24 protein-coding genes, 1 pseudogene and 1 riboswitch are annotated in these 24,559 nt (G+C 36.4%); of the genes and pseudogenes, 3 read left to right on the forward strand and 22 right to left on the reverse strand.

Annotation, left to right across the window (positions count from 1 at the left end):
- Window positions 1-2: 2 nt before the first annotated feature.
- The 6 genes from cmk to prsW all read right to left on the reverse strand — a co-directional run bounded on the left by cmk (window position 3) and on the right by prsW (window position 5,708).
- Window positions 3-674, reverse strand: coding sequence for a (d)CMP kinase (gene cmk / locus G3O09_RS08220; protein ID WP_163101013.1), 672 nt, complete (start codon window positions 672-674; stop codon window positions 3-5).
- 264 nt (window positions 675-938) lie between these two features.
- On the reverse strand, window positions 939-1,115 hold the full coding sequence (locus tag G3O09_RS08225) for a DUF5359 family protein (RefSeq protein WP_163101014.1): 177 nt from the start codon (window positions 1,113-1,115) through the stop codon (window positions 939-941).
- A gap of 61 nt (window positions 1,116-1,176) precedes the next feature.
- Entirely contained in the window at window positions 1,177-1,833 is a 657-nt protein-coding gene (locus G3O09_RS08230; protein ID WP_163101015.1) for a flagellar brake protein, read from the reverse strand.
- A 170-nt stretch (window positions 1,834-2,003) separates the two neighbouring features.
- On the reverse strand, window positions 2,004-3,353 hold the full coding sequence (ypeB, locus tag G3O09_RS08235) for a germination protein YpeB (RefSeq protein WP_163101016.1): 1,350 nt from the start codon (window positions 3,351-3,353) through the stop codon (window positions 2,004-2,006).
- 315 nt (window positions 3,354-3,668) lie between these two features.
- The gene (gene sleB, locus G3O09_RS08240; protein ID WP_240338386.1) at window positions 3,669-4,472 is read right to left on the reverse strand and encodes a spore cortex-lytic enzyme; all 804 of its coding nucleotides are present in this window, start codon (window positions 4,470-4,472) and stop codon (window positions 3,669-3,671) included.
- Between the two features lie 561 nt (window positions 4,473-5,033).
- Window positions 5,034-5,708: a glutamic-type intramembrane protease PrsW gene (gene prsW / locus G3O09_RS08245; RefSeq protein ID WP_163101018.1), complete on the reverse strand. Its 675-nt coding sequence runs from the start codon at window positions 5,706-5,708 to the stop codon at window positions 5,034-5,036.
- Between the two features lie 157 nt (window positions 5,709-5,865).
- Between prsW and G3O09_RS08250 the strand changes: the two genes are divergently transcribed.
- Window positions 5,866-6,843, forward strand: a complete 978-nt coding sequence (locus G3O09_RS08250; RefSeq protein WP_163101019.1) for an asparaginase — start codon at window positions 5,866-5,868, stop codon at window positions 6,841-6,843.
- A gap of 60 nt (window positions 6,844-6,903) precedes the next feature.
- On the opposite strand, the gene G3O09_RS08255 is transcribed toward G3O09_RS08250, so the two are convergent.
- The 12 genes from G3O09_RS08255 to G3O09_RS08310 form a co-directional block, all read right to left on the reverse strand.
- Window positions 6,904-7,881, reverse strand: a complete 978-nt coding sequence (locus tag G3O09_RS08255; RefSeq protein WP_163101020.1) for a YpdA family putative bacillithiol disulfide reductase — start codon at window positions 7,879-7,881, stop codon at window positions 6,904-6,906.
- 374 nt (window positions 7,882-8,255) lie between these two features.
- Window positions 8,256-9,530, reverse strand: a complete 1,275-nt coding sequence (locus G3O09_RS08260) for a Glu/Leu/Phe/Val family dehydrogenase (protein ID WP_163101021.1) — start codon at window positions 9,528-9,530, stop codon at window positions 8,256-8,258.
- Between the two features lie 211 nt (window positions 9,531-9,741).
- The gene (locus tag G3O09_RS08265) at window positions 9,742-10,323 is read right to left on the reverse strand and encodes an adaptor protein MecA (RefSeq protein WP_163101022.1); all 582 of its coding nucleotides are present in this window, start codon (window positions 10,321-10,323) and stop codon (window positions 9,742-9,744) included.
- Window positions 10,324-10,406: 83 nt separating this feature from the next.
- Window positions 10,407-11,315, reverse strand: coding sequence for a MerR family transcriptional regulator (locus G3O09_RS08270; protein ID WP_163101023.1), 909 nt, complete (start codon window positions 11,313-11,315; stop codon window positions 10,407-10,409).
- Window positions 11,316-11,401: 86 nt separating this feature from the next.
- On the reverse strand, window positions 11,402-12,175 hold the full coding sequence (locus tag G3O09_RS08275; protein WP_163101024.1) for a metallophosphoesterase: 774 nt from the start codon (window positions 12,173-12,175) through the stop codon (window positions 11,402-11,404).
- A 17-nt stretch (window positions 12,176-12,192) separates the two neighbouring features.
- On the reverse strand, window positions 12,193-12,585 hold the full coding sequence (locus tag G3O09_RS08280) for a hypothetical protein (protein ID WP_163101025.1): 393 nt from the start codon (window positions 12,583-12,585) through the stop codon (window positions 12,193-12,195).
- Between the two features lie 58 nt (window positions 12,586-12,643).
- Window positions 12,644-13,276 carry a CBS domain-containing protein gene (locus G3O09_RS08285; RefSeq protein WP_163101026.1) on the reverse strand — a complete coding sequence of 211 codons (633 nt, stop codon included), beginning with the start codon at window positions 13,274-13,276 and terminating at the stop codon, window positions 12,644-12,646.
- Between the two features lie 165 nt (window positions 13,277-13,441).
- Window positions 13,442-13,900 (reverse strand): YpbF family protein, encoded by a 459-nt coding sequence (locus G3O09_RS08290; RefSeq protein WP_163101027.1) that lies wholly within the window; start codon window positions 13,898-13,900, stop codon window positions 13,442-13,444.
- 321 nt (window positions 13,901-14,221) lie between these two features.
- Complete coding sequence (locus G3O09_RS08295) at window positions 14,222-14,875, reverse strand: LysM peptidoglycan-binding domain-containing protein (RefSeq protein ID WP_163101028.1); 654 nt, start codon at window positions 14,873-14,875, stop codon at window positions 14,222-14,224.
- Window positions 14,875-15,480, reverse strand: coding sequence for a CPBP family intramembrane glutamic endopeptidase (locus G3O09_RS08300; RefSeq protein WP_163101029.1), 606 nt, complete (start codon window positions 15,478-15,480; stop codon window positions 14,875-14,877). Before G3O09_RS08300 ends, G3O09_RS08295 begins: the two co-directional genes overlap by 1 nt.
- Entirely contained in the window at window positions 15,470-16,975 is a 1,506-nt protein-coding gene (locus G3O09_RS08305) for a RecQ family ATP-dependent DNA helicase (protein ID WP_163101030.1), read from the reverse strand. The genes G3O09_RS08300 and G3O09_RS08305 overlap by 11 nt, the downstream gene beginning before the upstream one ends.
- A complete protein-coding gene (locus G3O09_RS08310) occupies window positions 16,972-18,003 on the reverse strand; it encodes a YpbB family protein (protein WP_240338387.1) in 1,032 nt (343 codons plus the stop codon). Before G3O09_RS08310 ends, G3O09_RS08305 begins: the two co-directional genes overlap by 4 nt.
- Window positions 18,004-18,285: 282 nt before the next feature.
- Between G3O09_RS08310 and G3O09_RS08315 the strand changes: the two genes are divergently transcribed.
- Window positions 18,286-18,534 carry a ferredoxin gene (locus G3O09_RS08315; RefSeq protein WP_163101032.1) on the forward strand — a complete coding sequence of 83 codons (249 nt, stop codon included), beginning with the start codon at window positions 18,286-18,288 and terminating at the stop codon, window positions 18,532-18,534.
- Window positions 18,535-18,958: 424 nt separating this feature from the next.
- Here G3O09_RS08315 and G3O09_RS08320 read toward each other — a convergent pair whose 3' ends face one another.
- Window positions 18,959-19,543, reverse strand: coding sequence for an ECF transporter S component (locus tag G3O09_RS08320; RefSeq protein WP_163101033.1), 585 nt, complete (start codon window positions 19,541-19,543; stop codon window positions 18,959-18,961).
- A 167-nt stretch (window positions 19,544-19,710) separates the two neighbouring features.
- A riboswitch (FMN riboswitch) is annotated at window positions 19,711-19,846 on the reverse strand.
- Between the two features lie 288 nt (window positions 19,847-20,134).
- On the opposite strand from G3O09_RS08320, the gene serA reads away from it, so the two are divergent.
- Complete coding sequence (gene serA, locus G3O09_RS08325; RefSeq protein ID WP_163101034.1) at window positions 20,135-21,709, forward strand: phosphoglycerate dehydrogenase; 1,575 nt, start codon at window positions 20,135-20,137, stop codon at window positions 21,707-21,709.
- A 247-nt stretch (window positions 21,710-21,956) separates the two neighbouring features.
- Here serA and G3O09_RS22890 read toward each other — a convergent pair.
- From G3O09_RS22890 to G3O09_RS08340, 3 genes and pseudogenes are all read right to left on the reverse strand, one after another.
- A pseudogene (locus G3O09_RS22890) lies at window positions 21,957-22,085 on the reverse strand (transposase); the annotation flags it as partial.
- Between the two features lie 379 nt (window positions 22,086-22,464).
- On the reverse strand, window positions 22,465-23,277 hold the full coding sequence (locus G3O09_RS08335) for a histidinol-phosphatase (protein ID WP_163101035.1): 813 nt from the start codon (window positions 23,275-23,277) through the stop codon (window positions 22,465-22,467).
- Window positions 23,278-23,379: 102 nt separating this feature from the next.
- A complete protein-coding gene (locus G3O09_RS08340) occupies window positions 23,380-24,072 on the reverse strand; it encodes a peptidoglycan DD-metalloendopeptidase family protein (protein ID WP_163101036.1) in 693 nt (230 codons plus the stop codon).
- Window positions 24,073-24,559 lie beyond the last annotated feature (487 nt).

Raw genomic sequence — 24,559 nt, forward strand, 5'->3', positions numbered from 1 at the left:
CATCAAGCCCTTTCTTTAATTAAAGAGATAATACGATCTGCCACTTGATGAATATTCAATGAAGTTGTGTCGATTTCAATGGCGTCATCTGCTTTTTTCAATGGAGCGAATTCCCGTTCAGAATCATACTTGTCACGAGCGGCAATTTCCAACTTTAATTGACTAAGATCCGATGTAAAACCTTTTGCTACATTTTCCTGATGCCTTCTTTGTGCACGTTCATCGACACTAGCAATCATAAAAATTTTCAACTCAGCATGCGGGAGGACATAAGTACCGATATCTCTACCGTCCATGACAACTCCTCCATTTTTCCCTAGCTCCTGTTGCAATTTAACCATTTCTTTTCTCACTTGTTCATGCTTTGAAACGGCTGAAACAGATGAAGTCACTTCCTGAGTCCTGATTTTTTCAGTTACTTCCTTTCCATCAAGGAAAACAAGTTGTCCTTTATCACTAGGCTTTAATTCAATCACACTATTCAATAACAAATCATGTAACTTATTTTCATCTTCTATATCGACGTTATTTTTTAACGCCTTATAAGTTAATGCCCTGTACATGGCACCAGTATCTACATAAATATAAGAGAATGCTTCGGCAACAATTTTAGCTACCGTACTTTTACCAGCAGCCGCTGGTCCATCAATCGCAACTGATATTTGTTTAATCATAATTCCTCCTGAACTGCCTTATGCAAATTACAAATTACTTTTCTATTTTATCATAAACATAGATTTAATTATGCACGAAAGCTTATATTTGATTTCTATTAAAAATGACAAAAGCCTCCTTCAAATCTGGAGGCTTTTCATGAAATAATAATCTCTATTATCCTTCTATATTTTCCTATTAGGGATGGGAGTAGCAAGAAGGGACCTACCTATAACATCATGGCAATACCAGGGGGCTATAGTGCCCCGGTAACATGTGACTTTTTAATTACCTATCGTTTCTAATACATTTGTGTAATTATCTTTATTTACTCCCTCATATTGAGCAAGTTTTTTTAATTCCAGGAAAGAGTCTTCTTTATGGAAAAATAATTGAAAAAAAAGTAAGAATACGAATTGGATGACAATAAGTTTTATAAGGATTCTTTCAAATGTCTTCAAAGATACCACCACTTGTTTTTCTATAAGTATAGACAGATTTGAAAGTTTGCATTCATTACATCTATAATCCTTTATTACGCATTTCCAATTGTCGTTCAAACACGAAACGAATCACTAATTGTCTATCTGATTGACTAAGGTCTTCAAACTGAATTGAAACACGATTGAACTTCGAATCATCTACTTCTATGACTCTAATAATCTTGCATTTTATTTGAAGATAATGAATCTCACCTGATTTAAGCGGCAAAGAAAGCCATACCTGTATGTGGGTGGATGGAATGAGGTTTATTCTTTTATGAACCATGACGGCCGCCCCACCTGCACTAATATCATCAGTAACCGCGAGAAAAGGCTGGAATTCAAACTTCATTGGATGAATGGCAACATCAACCGAAGCGTCGACACGCACAAATTGGCGTCTTTGAATTTTCACAAAAAGATCCTCTGGTGGCTTTCTTAATTGCACAAGGGGAAGTTCTCCTTTTTTCCTTCCTAATACCTCAGTATCAAAAATGTAAACAGATTGATCTGCGCCAATATATGTACATTTTAACTGTGTTCCATCCGTCATGAAGACTGTACGATTGGTAGAAAGATTCACAGGATAATCTACATAAAAATAATCGCCAGAGAGTTCTTGTATTTTTGATTTATACTTTTCTGGTTGTAATGAGAATTTTGGTTCAAGTATGAGAGTTTCTCCTATTTTTATCATAATCTCCACACTTCCGGACGTTTTTTCAAGTTGATTTAAGAAAAGCGGAGGCACCCGCTCAAGGGAATGTATTTAATGCAATATAAAAAGGAAAAGCATTAAATTGCCTTTCCTTTTACTATAGCATATTTTCAATAATAATCCTTAAAATTCCATAAATCTTAAGGAGCTTAGATCATATTTTCATAAACAGGCTCTGCATTTTGAAGTTTATCTACCTTTTCTTCTTGTGCTGTATCTGCATTTATGAAAATACGGTAAGTATCATCGCCTATAACACCCATGAATTCATGACATAGTACTTCTTCACCAATATCATTGACAATGATAGCAAGGCGATTTTCCATAATATTTACATTTTGACTGATGTATTGTCGTGCTTCATCCGCAGAAATGCTTGGAGTCTTCATTTGTCTAACCTTATTGGATTTCAGGTAATCATTTGCTGAAAATCCGATTATGCTACCATCATCTAAAGCAACCTTAATCTTGACAGAATCAGGGTATACTCTTACATTGTCAACAATGGTTACGAAGTTTAACATCGCAATATTATCATATTGTGTACTTTCAAATAGATCAAGAGAAGAGAATTTATTTTCCTTCAAGAATTCAGTTGCTTTGTTAGTAGCATCGTTTAAGCTTAATTTACTTGTTTTCACTTGGCGATTATTGATGAACCAAACCGGATAACCGCCTTTTTTGGTAATGTCTAAATTGGCTTCAATCTTTGATTTCGGATTTTGCAAACTAACACTATAGAATCCAAATTGTGAACCTTTTCCATTTTCCTCTACTTTAACCTTTGATCCATCAACTTTGGCAAACCTCTTAGCAATATCAATGGCTTCCTGTTTACTTATCTCTTTCCCCTTTAAATTTTTAAACGCTTGATTTTTTTCACCACTGCTTAAATTAGTTGGTCCCATCTCGGAGGCTTCAGAATATCCAGATACTTTTTTTTCTACTAATTTAAATCCATCAATAATTGAATTGTCTGCCGCTTCTTTTCCAGAAGCAAGAGCAAGCTCGACATCCATCCATCTTAAATTATTCTCTAAAACAAGGTATTGAACTTTTCTTAATTCTTGTTGAATGTCCGCAGATTGCTTATAAAGATCTTGTAGTTTCTTATACTCCTTTTTATCCAATGGAGCCTTATCAAGATCCCTTACTGCTGCCTTGTAGCTAAAGTCTCCTATTTTAGAAAGAAATTCTTCTGTTTTGTTAAATGGGAGTAAGGTCAAAGGAAGCTGACCAACGTCATTTTGTGCTTCCGACGTTATTCTCCATACATCTGCCAATGCAGGCGATAATGATTTTTTTGAATTCATAGCTAATGTCGTTCCAATTTTATCATTTAGTAAATCTATTTGATAAGTGAGGTCATGAAAAGACCTTTGATATATATTTTCAGCATTTAAAAGAATGACATTCTTTTCTTTATGCTCCTGATATCCCCAAAATGCAGTTCCGGCAACACCAACAGCCAGCACAGCAATCAATATTCCTCGCAGCAATGACTTTCACTCCTTTATTTAATAGCTACGCTCTGTTAAACTAGCCTGTTGATTTGTAGCTCCAGGCACTCGCTTTCCGCGGGCGGTTCGGGAGCCTTCTCGGCGAATTACACGCCTGCGGGGCTCCCTTGACCCGCATTTCCCGCAGGACATTGGATAAGCTTCCTCGAATTGACACCGCACGAAGGAAATGCGAATGCATTTTCGAGGAGTCTCGCGCCTTCCGCTCCAATCAACAAAGGACCAATTCAACATTGAGCTTTAACATAGCCAATTGCAAAAACCAGATTTTGAATTAGGCTCTTATACTTTCATTTATTCACAGAATATATGTCTACCTATTCTCTTAATTTGAGGACGGCTCCAAATCCATTTGCTGGTTGCTGTTGCAGGATTAAAATAGTACAAAGCATTACCCGTTGGATCCACGCCATTAATTGCATCAATGACTGCTTTTCTTGCTGTTTCGTTTGGAGTCAGCCAAATTTGTCCATCGGCAACAGCTGTAAATGCTAGGGGCTCAAAAATAACCCCTGATATTGTATTAGGAAAGGTTGGACTTTCCAAACGGTTAAGGATTACTGCTGCAATAGCTACTTGCCCTATGTAAGGCTCGCCCCTTGCTTCACCATAAACTGCATTGGACAATAATTTAATATCATTTGCAGAAAATCCTGCCGGAACATTGGATGCTGTACTGGTTTTTTTTGTCGTAGCTTTTTTAGTCGTCGTAGCTTTCTTAGCTGTAGCACCTTTTGTTTTAGAAGTGGTTGCCTTTTTCTTGACTTGATTTTTAATAGGTACTCCGCCGTAATAGGTAAAGTCGTTACCTTTATTGATTTGATCATGTACCCAAGCCTTGTTAAAATTCGAAGCATTCACAAGCTTATTTTTAGTGGTTTTACCTGCTATCCCATCTACAGGTAACTTAAATTTGTATTGGAAATTGCGTAATGCCCAGTATGTGCCCCATCCGAAGACACCATCTATTTTCCCATTATAAAATCCTATGTTTTGAAGACGAGCTTGTAATTCGATGACATCATTACCCTCGGCTCCCTTCTGTATCACTTGATTGGAAAAAGCCTCTGCTTTCAATCCAAAACTTGTGAAGGACATTATAGTTACTAGGAAAATGAAGAAAAAGACCCTCAATTTTGAAGGAATTCCTTTCATTATTTACACTCCCTTTTCTTTAATTGGAATTACACCTATTTTCTTCATTTACAATCTTTTTATTCCTATTGATAGATTAGTCAAATGATTTTATTAAATGGTATTTATTAACAACAATCTATATTTATGGGTAAAGGATATATTACAAATTGTCTTGGTTTTTACCTTTCCTCATTCCCTTAGATATAAATACTGCTTTTTTCATATATTTTGTTGTTATTTTTACAATAGAGTGGTTGATTGCAGCGAGAGGATGCTCTCGTTCCGCGGGGCGGGCGGTGAGCATCCTCGGCGTCTTACACCTGTAGGGTCTCACCTGTCCCGCTGCTCCCGCAGGACATTGAATAAGCATCCTCAAATAAACACCGCGCGAAGGAAATGCGAATGCATTTTCGAGGATCTCGCACCTTCCGCTCCAATCAACCTGTTTAGTAACCGTTTAAATAAAACAAAAATGGCTTAAACAATCGCTAATCAACGATTGTTTAAGCCATTTAAATAAAATTACATATTTACCGAAGAGCTAGCAGCATGTATATCAGAAAGAGTTCTAGCCAGCTTTGCTTTTCTAAGTCCAAACCACCATAGAAATATCATGAATGGTAATATCCAATATATCCATTTTACCTGGGTTATTAGGATATAATCATAAACTCCATGCAAAAAGAATGGTATCACGAAGGCAAGTGATAGCATTAGCTTCTTTCTATGCTTTTGAAATTTTCCTTTTCCTAAATAAAAACCCATTATAACACCGAAAAGCGCATGGGATGAAACCGGTAAAAATGCCCTACCAAGAGCGAATTCTATACCGTTACCAAATAAGTAAAGAATATTTTCGACTGTCGCAAAACCTAGTGATACAGCTGCACCATAAACGATGCCATCATACGGCTCATCGAATGAAACATGCTGGTAGATAGTATAAATTAATACAAACCATTTAAAGAACTCTTCAAGAAAACTGGTAGTTAGAAAAGCATTTATAAAATGATTCGTTACTATTTGCTCAGATGTAAGTACATATTGGATAAACATGATTGGAAAAACAAGGATTGCTCCAAATAAAAAGGATTTGAAAACGACAGAAACCGGTTCTGTTTCATAATAATCCTTCAGGTAAAAATAACTCAATATCGCCAGCCCTGGTGCAATTCCGGCCGATAGTACAATCAGCATAGGCTGACCCCTTTCTTATGAAGAACTAACTAATTGGTAAAATTGATTTCATTAGTTATCTATAATCGTATCATGATATGATAAAAAAGAAAACGGTATGTAAATTGTTCATTTATAGGATAAATTCCTTGTTTCACAACGCCCTGAGGAGGATAATATGAAAAAGAAAAAAATATTAGTCATACATACAGGTGGAACTATTTCTATGTCAGAAGATCAAGAGACTGGTTCTGTCAAACCCACAAAAGAAAATCCTATGAAATCTAGCTCAGAAGGTATATATGAATTAGCAGAGCTTATTTTGGAAGATCCTTTTATATTACCTTCTCCTCACATAACACCGAAGGAAATGCTTTTTATCAAAGATCTTATAGTCAGTCACATTGATACGTCCAATATTGAAGGGGTAGTTATTACCCATGGTACAGATACACTAGAAGAGACAGCGTATTTTTTAGATTTAACTGTTAAAACTGATATTCCGATTGTTTTGACTGGTGCAATGCGGTCAAGCAATGAAATCGGGTTTGATGGACTTTATAACTACATTTCTGCCGTTCGAGTCGCCATTTGTGAAGATGCACAGAAAAAAGGAGTTCTTGTTGTACTGAATGATGAGATTCACACCTCGATGAACGTTACAAAGACACATACAAGCAATGTATCGACTTTTCAGAGCCCACAGTACGGACCTATCGGCATAGTGACTAAGAGGGGCATTGTCTTTCACCATAAGCCTATTAACAGTGAAAAATATGACATACAGTCTGTCACCAAATCTGTCCCTCTACTTAAAGCTCATGCAGGAATGGACTCATCCCTTTTATTTGCATTGAATGAAAATAACATTGACGGTCTAGTAATAGAAGCTTTAGGTCAAGGTAATCTTCCGCCTGCTACGCTTCCAGGAATTAAAGCCCTTCTAGCAAAAGATATACCAATTGTTTTAGTTTCTCGTTGTTTCAATGGAATTGCAGAAGATGTTTATGGATATGAGGGTGGAGGCAAACAATTAAAAGATTATGGTGTCATCTTCTCCAATGGTTTAAATGGACAGAAAGCCCGTATCAAACTTTTGATTGCATTGGAAGCAAATTGTAAAAAGAATCAATTACCAGTTGTTTTCGCAAATTAGGACAGGGAATCCTTATTATAAAATACTCTAGCCAGGCCCCGATAAGAGAGCCTGGCTTTTTTATTCTCCTAATTCTTTTTTCGAACAAATGTGTTTGGCTATCAAACCACCATGAAACCTTCCATTCTCTATAAATATTTCATTAGCGTTATTACCTGCAGCAATTACTCCTGCGATATAGATACCTTCGACGTTCGTTTCCATGGTATCTGGATTAAAAATTGGCCGGCCAGATTCTGAATCAATATCCACACCCATTTTCATTAAGAATTTATGATCCGGACGATAACCAGTCATGGCAAAAACAAAATCTGCAATAACTTCTCTTTTTTCACCGTTAATATCATATTTGACTTTGTCTTCTGTTATTTCATCTATCCTAGCTTGAAATTCCATTTTTATCGTGCCATCACGTACCAAAGCATCAAACTCGGGCAATATCCATGGTTTTACACTTGGAGAATAATGTGTTCCTCGGTATAAAACAGTGACTCTAGCTCCTGCCTTCACCAATTCTAAAGCGGCATCTACACTAGAGTTTTTGCCTCCTATAACCGTTACATCCCTGTTGAAATAAGGATGTGCTTCCTTAAAATAATGAAAAACATGTGACAAATCCTCTCCTGGAACATTCATGAAATTGGGATTATCATAATATCCAGTAGCGATTATGACTTTGTTAACGACATACTCTTCCTTCGATGTTTTAACGTTGAAAAACCCATCATTATTTTTACTGATATCCAATACCCTCTCAAAAGTGTTAATTCTTAATTCCTTACGTTTAGCCACTTCACGGTAATAAGCCAACGCTTGATTGCGAACTGGTTTTCTATTTTCAGTTATAAATGGCACATTCCCTATCTCCAGTTTTTCACTCGAGCTAAAAAAGGTTTGGTGGGTTGGATAATTATATACTGCATTTACAATGTTACCTTTTTCAATAATGACACCATCTATATTTTTTTCCTGTAAAGCAATGGAAGCTGCAAGACCACACGGTCCACCACCTACTATGATCACACTTTCGTCCTTCATGAACATTCCTCCTAAACGTACAACAACACCAAGAAATCATCATTATATTATTTCCTTTTTACAAAAGGATCTTTTCGAATAGATTGTTGTTTTTAGACTATAAAGTTTGTAAAAAATTGTAAAGAGAGACTCTTGCTTTCCGCAGGGAGGGATGGGCGCCTCCTAGGCGTTACCGTTTGTGGGGTCTCCCACTTCCCTCTTTTTTCGCAGGAGTCAAGTGCCCTCCGTTACAATCAAAACAGTGCAAAAATCAACAATGAGATGTAACATAGCACAAAAAAATAAAAAATCCTATCATCAACAATAATGATAGGATTTATCTTATATTATTTCAAACAAATTGCAAATGTTCTTACTTACTTCTTGTTGAGGGATTAAATCCAACCACGGAATCTGGAAGCTTCCGCCATTTTGCGAACACCGACCATATAAGCCGCTAAACGCATGTCCACTCTTCGAGTCTGGGCAGTTTCATAAATGTTGTTAAAGGATTTCACTAGAATTTTTTCTAGTTTTTCCTCTACCTCTTCTATCGACCAATAATAACCTTGGTTATTTTGAACCCATTCAAAGTAAGAAACTGTAACACCACCTGCAGAAGCCAATACATCTGGAACAAGCAAGATGCCTCTTTCTGTCAGGATTTGTGTAGCTTCTAAAGTTGTTGGGCCATTAGCAGCCTCTACAACAATTTTAGCTCTGATATTATGAGCATTCTCTTCAGTAATTTGGTTTTCAATAGCTGCTGGCACAAGAATATCACATTCAAGTTCCAATAGCTCTTTATTAGTAATAGTGTTATTGAAAAGCTTAGTGACTGTTCCAAAGCTATCTCTACGATCTAATAAGTAGTCAATGTCTAAACCGTTAGGGTCATATAACGCACCATATGCATCTGATATACCGACAACGATTGCTCCTTCATCATGCATGAATTTAGCCAGGAAGCTTCCTGCATTTCCGAATCCTTGAACAACTACTTTAGCACCTTTGATATCAATACCCTTTTTCTTAGCAGCTTCATGAATACAGATTGTAACACCTTTAGCAGTAGCAGTTTCACGACCATGTGAACCTCCTAGTACAAGTGGTTTACCTGTAATGAAACCAGGAGAGTTAAACTCATCAATTCTGCTATACTCATCCATCATCCAAGCCATGATTTGTGAGTTAGTGAATACATCTGGAGCAGGAACATCTTTAGTTGGTCCTACAATCTGACTGATTGCTCTTACGTAGCCACGACTCAACCTTTCCAATTCACGGAAGGACATATTTCTTGGATCACAAATGATCCCACCTTTTCCTCCTCCGTATGGAAGGTCTACAATACCACATTTAAGGCTCATCCATATTGAAAGCGCTTTAACTTCTCTTTCAGTAACATTAGGATGGAAGCGAATTCCTCCCTTTGTTGGACCTACAGCATCGTTATGTTGCGCTCTAAATCCTGTGAATATCTTTACTGAACCATCATCCATCTTAACAGGAATTTTCACTGTCAGCATACGTAATGGTTCCTTTAGAAGTTCATATACCTCTTCTGTGTATCCTAATTTTTCTAAAGCTTTATGGATTACAGTTTGGGTGGATTTCAGCACATCATGTTTTTCATGGTTAGCATTATCCGTACCTTTATCGGCTACCATTCATGTACCTCCTAAAAAAATCATATCTAAAATTAGCAATTTTGGTCACCTTTCAGAGATAGTATACACCTTTGGGCAATTTATGCAAAGAAAAATTAACAGGTTTTACTTTTTTTTTAATGCATACTTTTTATTATCTCGATATAGTTTTATTTTCTCCATTCACACATTAAAAAACCCCATCTTTTCAACTATTTGATGGGGTTTTAACTCATTTAATATTTTTGAAAAAATCACACAATTGCGAAATTGCATGACTTGAGAAAATCGTTTTTCCATATTCCTGAATTCTATATAACGATAATGTAGAGGTGGTTCCATACTCAGCTGCAAGCGAAATCGCTGCATCGTATTTTTCCATTGGAATTTCCTCAAAATAAAATATATATTTGTCTTCAAACCAATAGACCGCACCTGCATTTATCTCTATGGAATTTAATCGATGGGCAAGCTGAATCAGATGTTCAAATTCCTTGAAAGAGAATATGATATGAGGTTGCTCCCCCATTTTCACATGGAGATCAAAAAATTCTTCTTCCTCTGTGCTTTCATCATCTTCCCTAGTAACGATGATTACTAATCCTTGGGCATGTAATGAAAATATTTCAATTTCAATTGCTCCAACCATCAGAAAATTCATTTCATCACATGCTTCTTCAATCATAGATTGGAATATCTTTTGGACTTTCAAGGAATGTCCTTTAATATCATCTAGGGTGAGTCCATATTCCATTAAATCATCAAAGGTTAAAAATATTTTTATTTTGTTATAATTTAACCGCTCAAGCTTCATAGTCAATTGCCCCCTGTGATGATTCCATCTTCTTATATCCTATGTATAAGAAGATGTAGGGTGCCTTTCCAACTACCGATGCTTTAGTTGATTTTAGACGCTAACCATTTTTCCCAATAGGTTTTATCATTACCTAACAATTGGTCTGAAAAGACTTCTTTATCCAACTCAGTGGCATATTCCATTGCAATTCCGCCTAGACCAATTTCCAGATGGGTAAATTTACTTTGAAGATCTTTAACTAAGGAAAAAGTATCGTCCACATTTCCTTTCATTGTACAAGACATGAACAGGAACTTAGGCTTTACAGTATCAATCACAGTAAATAAATCCTTGGTCTCTAAACTTCCTCCTAAATATATCACTTCAAAACCTTTTCTTCGTAAAAATAAAGTAAATATTAATATGCCAAATTCATGTGATTCATTGGGTGCACATACAGCAACTGCTTTAGGAAGTAAAGTGTTTTGTGGCAGCGTATGCATAATAAACCCAATTCTAGATCTTACTATGGAGGATGCAAAATGTTCATGGGCAGTCGTAATTTTACCATTTTCCCAGAGATCGCCTATTTTAACTAAGATCGAACCTAATATATCGATAACCACTTTCTCAATCGAAAACATCGCAAATGCTTGGTTAATTAATTCGTGTGCCTTGTTCTCTTCGAATTTAAGTAAGGCATCCAATAAGTCCGAACTCATATTTTTGGTTTGATCGCCATTCATCTCTTCCGGGATATAAGTGTGGCTCAAAACTTCCTGTCTTTCCAGGAGAGTGACTGCCTGACTAATAGTAAAACCTTGATTTGTTTTATCAATCAACCATCTTAGGATCCGAACATGCTCGTCGGTATATAGCCGATGCCCAGAATCATTTCTAACAGGTGCGATAAATTGATATCTACGTTCCCAAGCTCTGAGGGTCCCCGGCTGAATACCTAGCATTTTCGAAACTGCTTTTATGTTGTATTTCCCTTCAGTAAAAGCCATACAAATCCTCCAAAACTAAACATGATTATTTCCTAGTATACTGAACGTTTGTTTTTGTGTAAATTTTGTATAGGTTTTGCAAGCAATTACCCTACATTTTTATGCTTAATAGTAATTAAATGCGTTTCAGGTTTCGCCCCAAGTCTTAATGGGACAAGACTTGTTCCGTAACCGTTAGATGTGAACAAAAGTGAATTTCCTTGTTTTTTAATTCCACCTTTTTCATAAGGTCCAAAACCTAGGAATCTTATCTGCCCTCCATGAGTATGTCCACTCAAAATCAACGGGATGTTATCCGATTCTTTAATCTTTTTGATGATGCCAGGATGATGGCTAACCAAAATACGAAAAGACCCTTCAATAGAATCGGATAAGGCTAAAGGCAGTTTATCTTTTTGAAAACCCAAATAATCAATTCCGACTAAAGAGATAACATCCCCTTTTTCTGACTCGAAAATAACGGATGTATTATCTAGGATTTTAATCCCATATTGAAGCAATGTTGCATCCAACCAATGATAATCACCTTCATAATCATTGTTTCCCCAGACGAAATAAGTTGGCCCCAGACTTTTCAATTTACGGATGTTCTCTTCTACCCTTTTTTGTGGCACTCCTTTTTCGGTCAAGTCACCACCAATAATAATGATGTCCATCTTACCCTTAACTTCATCTATAATCTTGTCGCTAACTAATCGTTTATGGATATCAGAAATAAAAAAAACCTTAAGCTCACCAAAGCTTGAAGGAAATTGCTCGAATGAAAATTCTTTGTAATACACCTTATTTTGATTGGCAGTCCTCCACATATAAAAAACAAACAGAATAGCAAAAAGCAAAAAAAGCAAGATATAAACCATCGTGTCTCTCCTAAAAATTAATCAACCGTTTTTTCCCTAATGCTGTAATAATCTAATGAAATAATACCATATAGAATAGAAAAACTAAAAAACAAAGCAGTATGTAGCACACTCATAGTTGATAACAAGTAAAAACTCACCAAAGATAAAATAGGAATAATAAGTAAGCGCATCTGACCTTTTTTATCCTTAATTATTTCTACAAACGCTACAAAACCTTCTTTTAAAATACTGGCATAGCATAGGAAACCGATGATAAAACTGATGGAAGAAGCAAAGAAATCCAATGGATTTAGAATGCATTCTGTTAAAAAATGATTTAATGAAAAAGGAAGTTCAAGAGGAAACCACTTAATAAACGCTAGACCACATACAACACCAATAAGAAATTTCACACTTTTTATAAACATAAAAAAATCCCTCCCATATCAAATGTATGAGAGGAAAATAGTTTCATAACAGCTATAATTAATCTTCGTGAATATCTAGAATTCTGAAACCTGCTTCTTCCACTTTCTTCGTGAATTTATCTATATTAGGATTTTTCTCGATTTTCATCACGATACGACGAACAAGTTTGTCAGTATCATCAAAAGTCACTAACGAAATGATGTGCTCATGGAATTGATGGGCAATTTCAGACAACCTTGCAAGACGTCCCTCCGTTTCAACTGAAGTGAAGGCGATCCTGACTCCTGGTCTATGAACACCAAAAGCACTTTGGAATTGCTCTAGAACATCAAATCTAGTTACCACACCAAGGAATTTCTTATTTTCATCCACAACTGCAAGTAATGGGAAATCTTTCAATTCTATCAGTGTATTTTCAAAAAGTTCCTGCCCAACTAGATAATTGTCGGAATGCGTGGCAATGTCACTAGCAAGTGTACTATTTAGGAATTCGTCCTTAGTAAGGTTAGACTGGAAGTAGTTCTCGTAGATTTCGTACCTAGTCACGATACCTACATATTTCTCCCCATCCAGTACAGGCAATCCGTCAATTTTGTGCTCTTCAAGCTTTTGTAATGCTTTGATAAGTGTGTCTTTATGACTAATGACATAGCAATTATGATTAGGGATCATAATACTTTTAACAAACATATTGTACACCCCGTTTATGTATTATTTCTTAAATAATGTATTCAACAAACGGAGTCATTTACCTTTTTTTCTAAAATATTTTTTTACTTAGTTTTTTTCGCGTGAATTGGAGTTTTCAGATTAGAAATTTAGTCCGTTGAGCAACAAAGTTATAGCCTTCAGTTACTATTTATTTTCATGATATAGATTGATGTCATAGTTTTTCTTCATCATTTCATATACTTTATGCCTTTTTTTCCAAGAGTCCTCATGCTTCCATAAATCCTTGCTTCTATCGATGATTTCACATCTAAGTGCATGGTATTCCGTTTCTGCCTTATCTAATTTCTTTTTCAAGAAAAGCATATATCCATATAATCCAAAGACTATTAACATATAGATTAAATTCATAAAGTCATCAACGAAAACGGAATACATATCAAAAAATGAATACGAATATGGCTTTAAAATGAATTGATACAGGTAGACCATGAAAAGCAATCCAAGGATAAATGACGAAACACTAGTTTGAAAGTGTTTTCTTTTTAGTTTGTCAAACTTCTTCTTTCTTTCAATCACATTATTTAACATTACTTTTGTTGCTTGGTCAGTCCAATCTTCTAGCTTGATAACGGACGTTTCCATATAAAATACCTCCGGAGCATTCACAGTTTACAACATTGTATGACCTTGTCCTACAATGTAGACCTGAAAATGATCAAGAGGTATCTTTAAATAAGGCTCTTTTAGACAATAAAGTTCACCCGTTGACTTCCGCTCCAGGCACTTGCTTTCCGCGGGGAGGGTGGGAGCCTCCTCGGCGTTACCGCCTGTGGGGTCTCCCACTTCCCTCTATTTCCCGCAGGAGTCAAATGCCTTCCACTACAATCAACTCAGATTGTCAAAGTAAATTACACTAAAAAAGTAACGAACTTTATAAACTCAACTTTGAATAATAAAAATTAATTATTGTTTTTTTATTGGTATTTTCAATTCTTGTCCAACCTCAATATTATTATCTTTAAGGTTGTTCCATTCTTTAATCAGTTCGATTCCCTCTTGGGTTTTATAATATTTCATAGCGATACGAAAAACAGTCTCTTTAGGCTGTACAACATGATATACGATATTGTAGTCCTCTTCTGAGGAATCCTTACTAATCAGGCCCCCATCCTGTTGTTCGTCTTCTGAACTTGAACTCTCTGCACCTTCGGAGGTTTGTGAATCCGATTCAGTATTTGGACTTGCTTGGGTTTTGGAATCTGATGTCGTTGTTTCATTCTGATTATCGGTTTTATCCGTATCTTCCGTTTCAGTAATTTCCTCATTTTCATTAAATTCAATGGTCTCAACACCGTGCACTTCATCAATGGAAGTAACAGCAGATGGATCATCCTGGTGATTTGCAGCATAGATGGCATAAATCGTAATTGGAATCAAAATAAAAAATAATGATAAGAGCTTGATTAATGGGAATTTGACTTTCCATTTCGTTTTTTGCTTCTTATTTGCATGTAATTCGCTTCTGGTTGGCATCGATGATGAGTTTCTTTTCATCCCTGCTACTTCTGAACGTAGCCCATCAGCTTGATCAAGTTGCTTATTCGATCTACTTTCCACTAATCTTCCCTCACTTCTAGTGTCATTTCTTTGCTTGCTGATCTTCGGATGATTATTCCTAAAATACAATCTATAAGAAAATGGGCAAATATCGTGACATTCAAATTCCCTGTCCATTCAAATAGGAAGCCAATAAAAAAACTAAGTAACACTATATTTATAAACAAGAACCAATTGAACAAATATCGATAATGAACGATTGAAAAAATGATACTTGTCAAAATTAAACCAAACGTTGATTGTAAAACTCCCCGAAATAGAACTTCTTCTGCAACTGCCACTATAAAGGCGACAGTTATAATTTTCGGATAGGATAAACTTCCAAATATCCTTTTATTGATGCCGCCATCATCGTGATAGCGTTCAGGTAAAATCTTCATGAAGAGAATATCAATAGAAACTATAAGTAATCCTGATAGGCCGCCAAAAATCAAAATTTGACCATAATCCCAACGGAACAAACTAGAAAATTGTTGGAAGCTGTCAAAAGCAAAAAAACCGACTATTGCAGCAACGACTAAGACTAAAACTTGGGTCAGTAAAACATTCGCTAAAAGCTGCTTATCCGTAAGATGTTTTATTAGTTCTGCTTGTTTATTTTTCATGGCTTCTCTTTTCCAACAATAATTTCCCCAATTCTTGTTCCCATTCCCTAAAGATATCCGGCTTTCCAATTAAAGTCTCATTACCAATCCACAAGCATTCAGGTATTGGATGCCCGCATTTATCACAACATGGTTCTTGTGTGTCCTGATATATTTCATCGAAATATTGTAATAACTTTTTTCTCCTACAGGATTCACTATGTACCCAATTTTGCATGTTTGAGAGCTTTGTAAGTTTAATTGCTCTTCTTTCATTCATGTAATCAAGCATTATTTGCCTCTGATTAAAGAGACCATTAGTTTGTTGGAGTAATGATTCAATAAGTCTAACTTGAATTTCATTAAATCCTAATTGTTTCATCCTATCAGACAGTAAATCCTTTTTCTCAACTTCATTATAATCTTTAATTGACTCCTTGTAATCGAAAAATAGGTCCATCGAAGAGTTACCTGGTATTTCAAAATCCATTAAATGGGTATGTATCGCTTCGTCTCCTTCTCCATATAAAAGAATCGAACAGCTTTGTTGCCCATCTCGCCCGGCCCTCCCAATCTCTTGAACATACGATTCAAGGTCCCCAGGCATATGAAAATGGATAACATACCTTACATCCTCTTTGTTTATTCCCATCCCAAATGCACTTGTAGCACAAACCACATCCAGTTGACCACTTAAGAATTGTTGTTGGATTAATATTCTTTGTTCTTGCTCCATGCCACCATGATAATGAGACACTAAAAGATCGTCTTTCGATAGCTGGTTCGCTACTTGCTCCGCTAGTTTTTTACTTGAAAAATATATAATCCCCGGTGGTTTCAACTGGACAACTAACTCCTGTAACTGTTTTAATTTATTTGCATGATTTCCACAGTTTACAACCTGCAAGGTTATATTGGGCCGATTCACTGTCGAAACAACTTCATTGCCCTCTTCAATTCGAAGTCTCATTTTGATATCTTTTCTAACTTTTTCGGTAGCTGTTGCTGTCAGAGCCAATGTTAATGGAAAATTCAGCTTTTCTCTAACTTCTCCCAACTTCAGATAATCGGGACGAAAATCGTATCCCCATTGAGAAATACAGTGCGCTTCATCAATGACAAATAATCCAATTCCGATTGTTTGTAAAACTCGTATAATATTTTCATTTGAAAGCATTTCAGGTGAAAGAAATATGAATTTAAATTGATGAAGTGTTTCCAGTACCTTAGACTTTTGGTCTATAGAAAGAAAAGAATTTAGTGCGACCACCTTCTTCTCTCCCCTAGACATCATTTGTTCCACTTGATCCTGCATTAAAGAAATTAATGGTGATACAATAACTGTTTTGACATCCATAACGTATGCAGGTAATTGAAAGCAAAGTGATTTTCCTGTTCCAGTAGGAAGCATCGCAAGTGTATCTTTGCCATCAATTAAGCTAACTATAGTCTCTTCTTGTCCATATCTAAAGGAGCTATAACCAAAATGATGCTCTAAATAAGACAATAAATTCATAATCCCCCACCACTTTTTGCCAATACCAGCCTAATTTGAAAATAGCTTACTAAATGATCAAGCTCTTGCTTAATCACTTTCAATTGTTTAGTCTTTAGCCTATTTGAAATGGTAAGGATTTCTTGAAAGACTATTTGACTTACATATGGTGATATATCGAAGTCCCTAATGCTTAATGCAAGTTCGACAATGTGATCTTCAACCGTATTCGTTTTCAAGCCCCTTGTAGCAGCTATCTCATCTACTCCATAACCTTTTTCTAACATCCTATAAGTCACTTGGCTGGATTCTGTAATATGGGTTAAATGCTCTGTAAATAGATCATTGCATAAGTTGAATAAAATAGGAAATTGAGTTGGCGCATTTTTAATCTCTTGAATAATATAGTGAAGAGTATTTAAGAATAAATAATGGATGTGCCATTCATCCATTGTAAGTTTCTTTGAAATCTGTTGATTGGTCCATCCTGCTCTATGGAAGCCAGACAGCTTCCAAACGAATATATGTCGCTGCGATTCTGGTAAATGTTGAAGGAGTGTCAATAATTCCCTATGCAAGCATTCTCCAATAGTAAGGCGATTAGAAAAAGACATAAGATACTGTTTCACAAAATGTTGGATAGTTGAATCCCTTTGAATAGGAATATATATGGAAGTTTGATGATTAATATTAGAAATAACCTGTACAAACAGTGACAGTCTTTTCCAAAAGATCCTTGCTTGACGTTGAAGACTAATCCCATCAATATATTTCGGAATATCCATTTTTGAAAAGGTTTCATTTAACACTTTTTGACCTTCAGTCTTTACAATGACATGTTTCTTGTCGGTAATAAAATGAATGAATCCTTGATTGTGTAATTTTGTTACAATCGTTTCAAAATCTCTGCGATTCATGTTTTTGGATGTATCAAACCATTTTGATATGCTATATAAATGGCTGTCTTGGATTGTTTGGAAGCTTTTTTTTCCATTCAATATGTGAAAAATTGAATAGATCGTGCGCTCTCCATTCACTTTGACAAGCATGGACAAAATGAGTGCCTCCATAAATGAAATCATTTTATATCACTCACTTTTTATTTTTTATCTTACACAACATTTTATCAAATTAAGGGACATTTTGTAGAGAAAAATTGAATTTTGTCATCGATAACTAAGAAGGTGAATATCTATAAAACCCTTATGTGATAAGCATTCTCAATAGATTTTCTATTGAAAAGTTTGATAATGAGATTTACAATAAAGTTAGAAAGAATGTTTCTTATGTGAAATCATGGAAACAAAATTATTGGCGGGAGGATTTATTACATGGCTAAATACACGATTGTTGACAAAGAAACATGTATCGCTTGTGGTGCTTGTGGTGCTGCTGCACCAGACATTTATGATTATGATGATGAAGGCATTGCGTTTGTTACACTAGACGATAACCAAGGGATTGTTGAAATTCCTGATGTCTTATTAGATGATATGATGGATGCTTTTGAAGGCTGTCCTACTGATTCCATTAAAGTTGCTGAAGCACCGTTCGATGGCGACGCAATGAAATTCGAATAATTCTTAGACGGAAATACCACCCCAATCGGGTGGTATTTTTATTTTTTTATTTAGGCTCTCTTTTAAAAAATTGTTGTTTTATAAATTGGTTTTGTAAAAGAAAACGGTTAATAAACAGGTTGATTGGTGCGAGTTGCGAGGTTCGAGATCCTCGAAAATGCATTCGCATTTCCTTCGTGCGGTGTTAATTCAAGGATGCTTATTCAATGTCCTGTAGGAGTAGAATGACTGGTGAGACCCCACAGGCGAAAAGCGCCGAGGTGGCTCACCGCCCGCCCCGCGGAAAGCGAGTATCCTGTAGCGGAAATCAACCACTCCCTTGTTAAATAGCAACAAAGTTTACGAAAACAGCCTATATTTATTACCCACAAAAAAACCGTCTTCAAAAGGATTCCCCTTAATGAAAACGGTTTTTAGATATATATTAAGCTCCCTTCAGCATGGACTTTTTATTAATCCAAGGCTGAAGCTTTGAAAATAGCAACATGAATAGAATCGTTATAAAAATTCCTTTAACTAGGTTGAATGGTAGAATAGCTGTGACAATCATCTGTCTTGTCGCACTTGCCGACATTGCTTCCCATCCCATAAAAATGGAGTATGCTGGTAAAATCACAAAATAATTTAACACCGACATGATCAATGCCATTGATAATGTTCCTACAACCAACCCAAACGTCATACCCTTTTTTGTAAGAAGCTTAGAATAAACATAGTATGTTGGGAGGATGAATAATAATCCGGCAGTTAAATTTGCCAGATGGCCAATCGGCACACCTGTAGAACTTCCTGTCATGATATAGTCCAAAATATTTTTGATTAGTTCAACCAAAATCCCTGCCATCGGGCCGAATAATAGTGCGGCAATCAATGCTGGCACATCACTAAAATCGATTAATAAATAATTTGGCAACCCAGGGAAAGGAAAATTTAGCAGCATCAATATATACGCTATACTGCTGAACATACCAATCGCTACATACTTCTTAACCTTACTTTCTTGCTTCATTCTTTTCTCTCCTTCTTTTTGTGTCTACTCCACGAAAAGAGGATTGGTTCATTGCACGTCTTTTTTCCCCATCAAAAATAAAACCTACAGAATAGAACTTTCTGTAGGGAGAAAAAAGCACATTCAAATAAACGTTATAACTTATAAAAATTAAAACGTTTTTGAACCTCCACCTTCTCCCATCCAGACTATACTGTCGGCTTTGGAATCGCACCAAATCCTGCCATTAGAAACGGCTCGCGGGCTTAGAGAAACATCCTCATCACCGCCGGTCGGGAATTACACCCTGCCCCGAAGATAGACTATTAAATTTTTACTACAATAAAGATTATATAAGAAATAGAGATATCTGTGAAGAAATTTGTTTTGAATTATATAAACAAATTTATCCCAAAAGATTTTTCAATTTGTTATTATATGTAGTTTATACGAATATATCTCACTTTAACAAACACGAATAAATCTTCTAATTCATAATAAATTGTTCGTTTTTTATATATTGGTGTCCATCTTAAATTGACAGTTGTACTTTATTTATGTAAAATAAACAAAAATTTATAATATTTAGTCAAAATAGGATGGTGTTTGGGAGTGTATAAAATATTAGTCGCTGATTCCATTAAGCCTGAAGGATTATATCCTTTATTAGAAGCTAAAGAAATTGAATTAATTCAAAAGACAGTCAATGAAGCACAGTCGGAACTACATGAAATGGATGCCATCTTAGTCCGTAGTGCGACCAGAGTAACTGAAGAATTGATGAACAAAATGCCAAAGCTACAAATCATTGCCCGAGCTGGTGTTGGAATTGACAATGTAGATGTAGCTGCAGCAACAAAAAATGGGATTGTAGTAGTGAATGCACCTGACGGAAATACCATTTCAACTGCAGAGCATACTTTTGCTATGATGGCATCCTTACTTAGACACATCCCTCAAGCCCATTCGTCTTTGAAAAACAAAGAATGGATGCGCAATTCTTTTACAGGTACAGAATTAAATGGAAAGACATTAGGGATCGTTGGATTTGGAAGGATCGGAGGAGAAATCGCCAAAAGAGCTAAGGCATTCGGAATGGATGTCCAAGTCTATGACCCTTTTTTAACAGCAGACCGTGCAAAAAAATTGAACGTTACTCTATTATCTCTGGACGACCTAATCAAAAGCTCCGATATTATTACCGTACATACCCCATTGACCAAAGAAACAACAGGTATATTGAATAAAGAAAACCTCCGAACGGCTAAAAAAGGTGTCTATATTTTGAACTGTGCACGCGGTGGAATCATTGAAGAAGAGGATTTATATGAACTGATTGTTGAGGGCCACATCGCAGGAGCTGCGCTTGATGTATTCGTAGAAGAACCTGCCATTCATAATAGCCTGTTAGAGCTTGATCAAGTCATCGTCACACCTCATCTAGGAGCATCGACGAAAGAAGCACAGCTGAACGTGGCAACCCAGGTGGCCCAAGAGGTTTTACAGTATTTGAATGGGAATCCAGTTGCCAATAGTATTAACCTGCCTGCTATCTCAAAAGAACTATTCCAGAAGGTACAGCCTTATTATCAATTAGTGAAACAACTAGGATCAATTGTTTCACAATGTATGAAAGAAGGCATACACGAAATCTCTGTGACCTACGCTGGCAGCGGCATGGATTTTGATACCTCCATTTTAACTAAAAGCTTACTTTCAGGCTTTTTTCAATCAAGAGTGGATGCAACTGTAAATGAAGTAAATGCAATACTGACAGCTAAAGAAAGAGGAATAACGATTGGAGAAAAAATATCACAAAACACGTTCGGATATTCAAATTGCATTTCTGTAACAGTAAAAGGTGATACAAAAACCTTTGAACTAAAAGGAACTTATATTGAGAATTATGGTCCACGTGTCGTAAGTTTAAATGGTTTCCATATTGATTTCAACCCAGTTGGCAACCTTTTGTATATTCAGCATACAGATAAGCCTGGAGTCATCGGAAGAGTCGGGAAAATCTTAGGAGATCATGGTGTGAATATCGCTACGATGCAAGTTGGAAGAAAACAGGTTGGTGGGGAGGCCATAATGGTTATGGCCTTTGATAAACCACTTAGAGAAGAGATGTTTTCCATTATGGAGAACCTAGACGATATCTCTTTTATGTATTCCATTACTTTATAAATAGAGAAAAGGTATCGAGAGCACGCTCTCCGATACCTTTTGTCATTTTTGATAGGTATTGTCGGGGAAAAGGTTGATTTCCGTTCCAGGCGCTTGCTTTCCGGGGGGCGTTCGCCGAGCCTCCTCGTCGCTACCGCTCCTGCGGGGTCTCGCCTGTAACGCTAATCCCCCAGAAGTCAAGCGCCTTCCACTCCAATCAACCAGTGTCCTTGAAAAATCAACTAAAAAACCTGTTATTTAAGCTTTATCAATCATCCTCAAGCAACTTTGATGTCCAAGTTGCCAGTTTCTTTAAATTCATGGATGCAAAAGTAAGCATCGCTTGCATGGACAATTTTTTTAGGCCTTGTAGGGTTGTCCATCGCATACCATGCTGCTGCATCGAGTTTTCGGACTAAGTGGTCTTGTGGAAAAAGTTGTTCAATGGCCAGCATTTCTATTGTTCACGTTCATTGATTTGATTTTTAGTCATCAATGTTTATCACCTCAAAATTATGTACGAGCACGGTTGATTGGAGAGGAGGGCGACGACTCCTGCGGGAAAAGCGTGAGACTTGAGACCCCGCACGAAGCGTAGCGAAGGAGGAGGCTCAAGCCTCGCCCGCGGAAAGCGTTCGCCCGGATCGGAAATCAACTTCTAGTTCTTAGCACTACTTTTTTCATTGTATAAGAAAAGACTGTAGGCAAACTCGAAAATTTTCGAGTTTGCCTACAGTCTGAAGCTTGCTAACTTTCGTTAACAAGCTTTTTTTAGGTTATCCTAAGGGAATCTCTTTTCGCTCTCCCCTTGAGAAGGTCATTAATGATTCATATCCTACTGTTTTAGCTAATGTAATCGCTTGATCAAAATCAGCTCCTACATGTTCAGGGAAATGAGCGTCTGAAGAAAGTACGATAGGAATATTTTTATTGAAACACATTTCAAGCAGTCTCTTATCAGGATACAATTGGCCTATCGGTTTTCTTAAACCTGCTGTGCTTATCTCGACACAAGTCTTTGAATCTTTCAATGCATTTGTTGCCCGTTCATATTGTTCTAATAAAAATTCTTCATCATCTGGAATGTATTTAAAGATTTTCACGAGATCGATATGTCCAATAATATCGAATAGGTTAGATTCAGCTAGAGTGACAACCTGATCAAAATATCGTCTGTACACATCAAATAAATCACGACGGTCCCACTCGTGTATGTACTCCTTAAGATCAATGCCAAAATCATCGATCCAGTGTATAGAACCAATTACATAATCAAATGGATAAGCAGAAATGAACTTTTTCATTTCTTTGTGCTTACTTGGAGTATAATCCATCTCAATTGACATTTTTACATCAATTTTAGCGTTCCACGCTTCCTGAAAGAGATTTTGATAATCCTTCATATCATAATATCTACGTGGATTGACCCACTCATTTTGAAGAATATCTGCAGTTTGATAAAAATGATAGGCATGCTCAGAAATTCCGAAATAATCAATTCCCTTTAATTTAGCTTGATCCGTAAACTTCGTTAAATAATCTAATGTAAGTGTGCCCGTTTCCAAATGATTATGAAAATCCGTCAACATTCCAATTCCCCCTTTATCCCTTTAATTATACAAAGGGTAAACGGGGAATCCTAGTTAAAATCTAGATTAAGTTTCATTAAGCTATGTAGGTATAATGCTATCTCATTTTTCATCAGAAACAATTAATAATTGGTCGGTGTATATCGTATCTTCACTTAAATGATTCAGAGACTTAAGGTGTTCGATGGTGGTCCCATATTCTTTCGAGATGGACCATAATGTTTCCCCTACAGCAACGTGATGTGTTACATATTTGTCTTCACTATTTGAAGCATGTACAGGAATTGCTTCCTTTGTGGCCAAATGGTTAATATCTAGTACTAAAAGAGGATCTAGACTATTCTCCTTTTCAAATGTCCATTCTTTTTCATGAACTTCAAAATGGAGATGCACTCCCCTTGATCTTCCTGTATTACCCATGGTACCAATTTTCTGTCCTTTTTCAATTGGCTCACCTTGCTCTACTAGACGTTTATTCAGATGTGCGTACACAGTCTCATAATCACCATGTTCTATAAAAACAACATTTCCATATGTATTTGAAAAATAAGATTTCGAGACAATTCCTTTATCTACTGACACGATTTCACTGTCCATATCAGCGGCTATATCAATGCCTTTATGAGATCCCTCTCTCGTTCCGTAATGATCCGTTATTACACCATCAGTGGGCCAAACCCACTGGTCTATTATCGGGTACTCTTCTGCATGCCCTACGCTTCCACCTAAAAATAGTAATCCAATACAAGCTGCAATGATTAGCGCGATTAGAATTCTTTTTCCGTAGTCCAGCATTTTCTTCCTCCTTTAATCGCTCGTCCATCCTACACTATGAATCCTTATTTCAAAGTAGAACATGTTTTTTGGGAAATCATCCCTTTGAATAGACTCACGTTTTTTAGATTGAACAAAGTCCTTTAGATTTATTCATTTTTTCTTTTCAAAGATGGCAACGAGGTATTATATTCAAGAATGAGTTGTACATATTCGTTTTTAAAGAAAAAAATTAACTATGAATTAGAGAAGTTGATTTCCGCTCCGAGGGATTAGCGTTACAGGCGAGATCCCGCAGGAGCGGTAGAGACGAGGGATTAGCGTTACAGGCGAGATCCCGCAGGAGCGGTAGAGACGAGGAGGCTCGGCGAACGCCCCCCGGAAAGCAAGCTGGAGCGGAAATCAACCTTTCCCTACCATACATATCAAAAACGACAAAAGGTATCGAGAGAGCGTACTCTCGATACCTTTTGTCGACAATCTGAAATAACCAATGAGATTCATTGGT

It is taken from the genome of Peribacillus alkalitolerans (genome assembly GCF_010882125.1).
Lineage (GTDB): Bacteria > Bacillota > Bacilli > Bacillales > DSM-1321 > Bacillus_BN > Bacillus_BN alkalitolerans.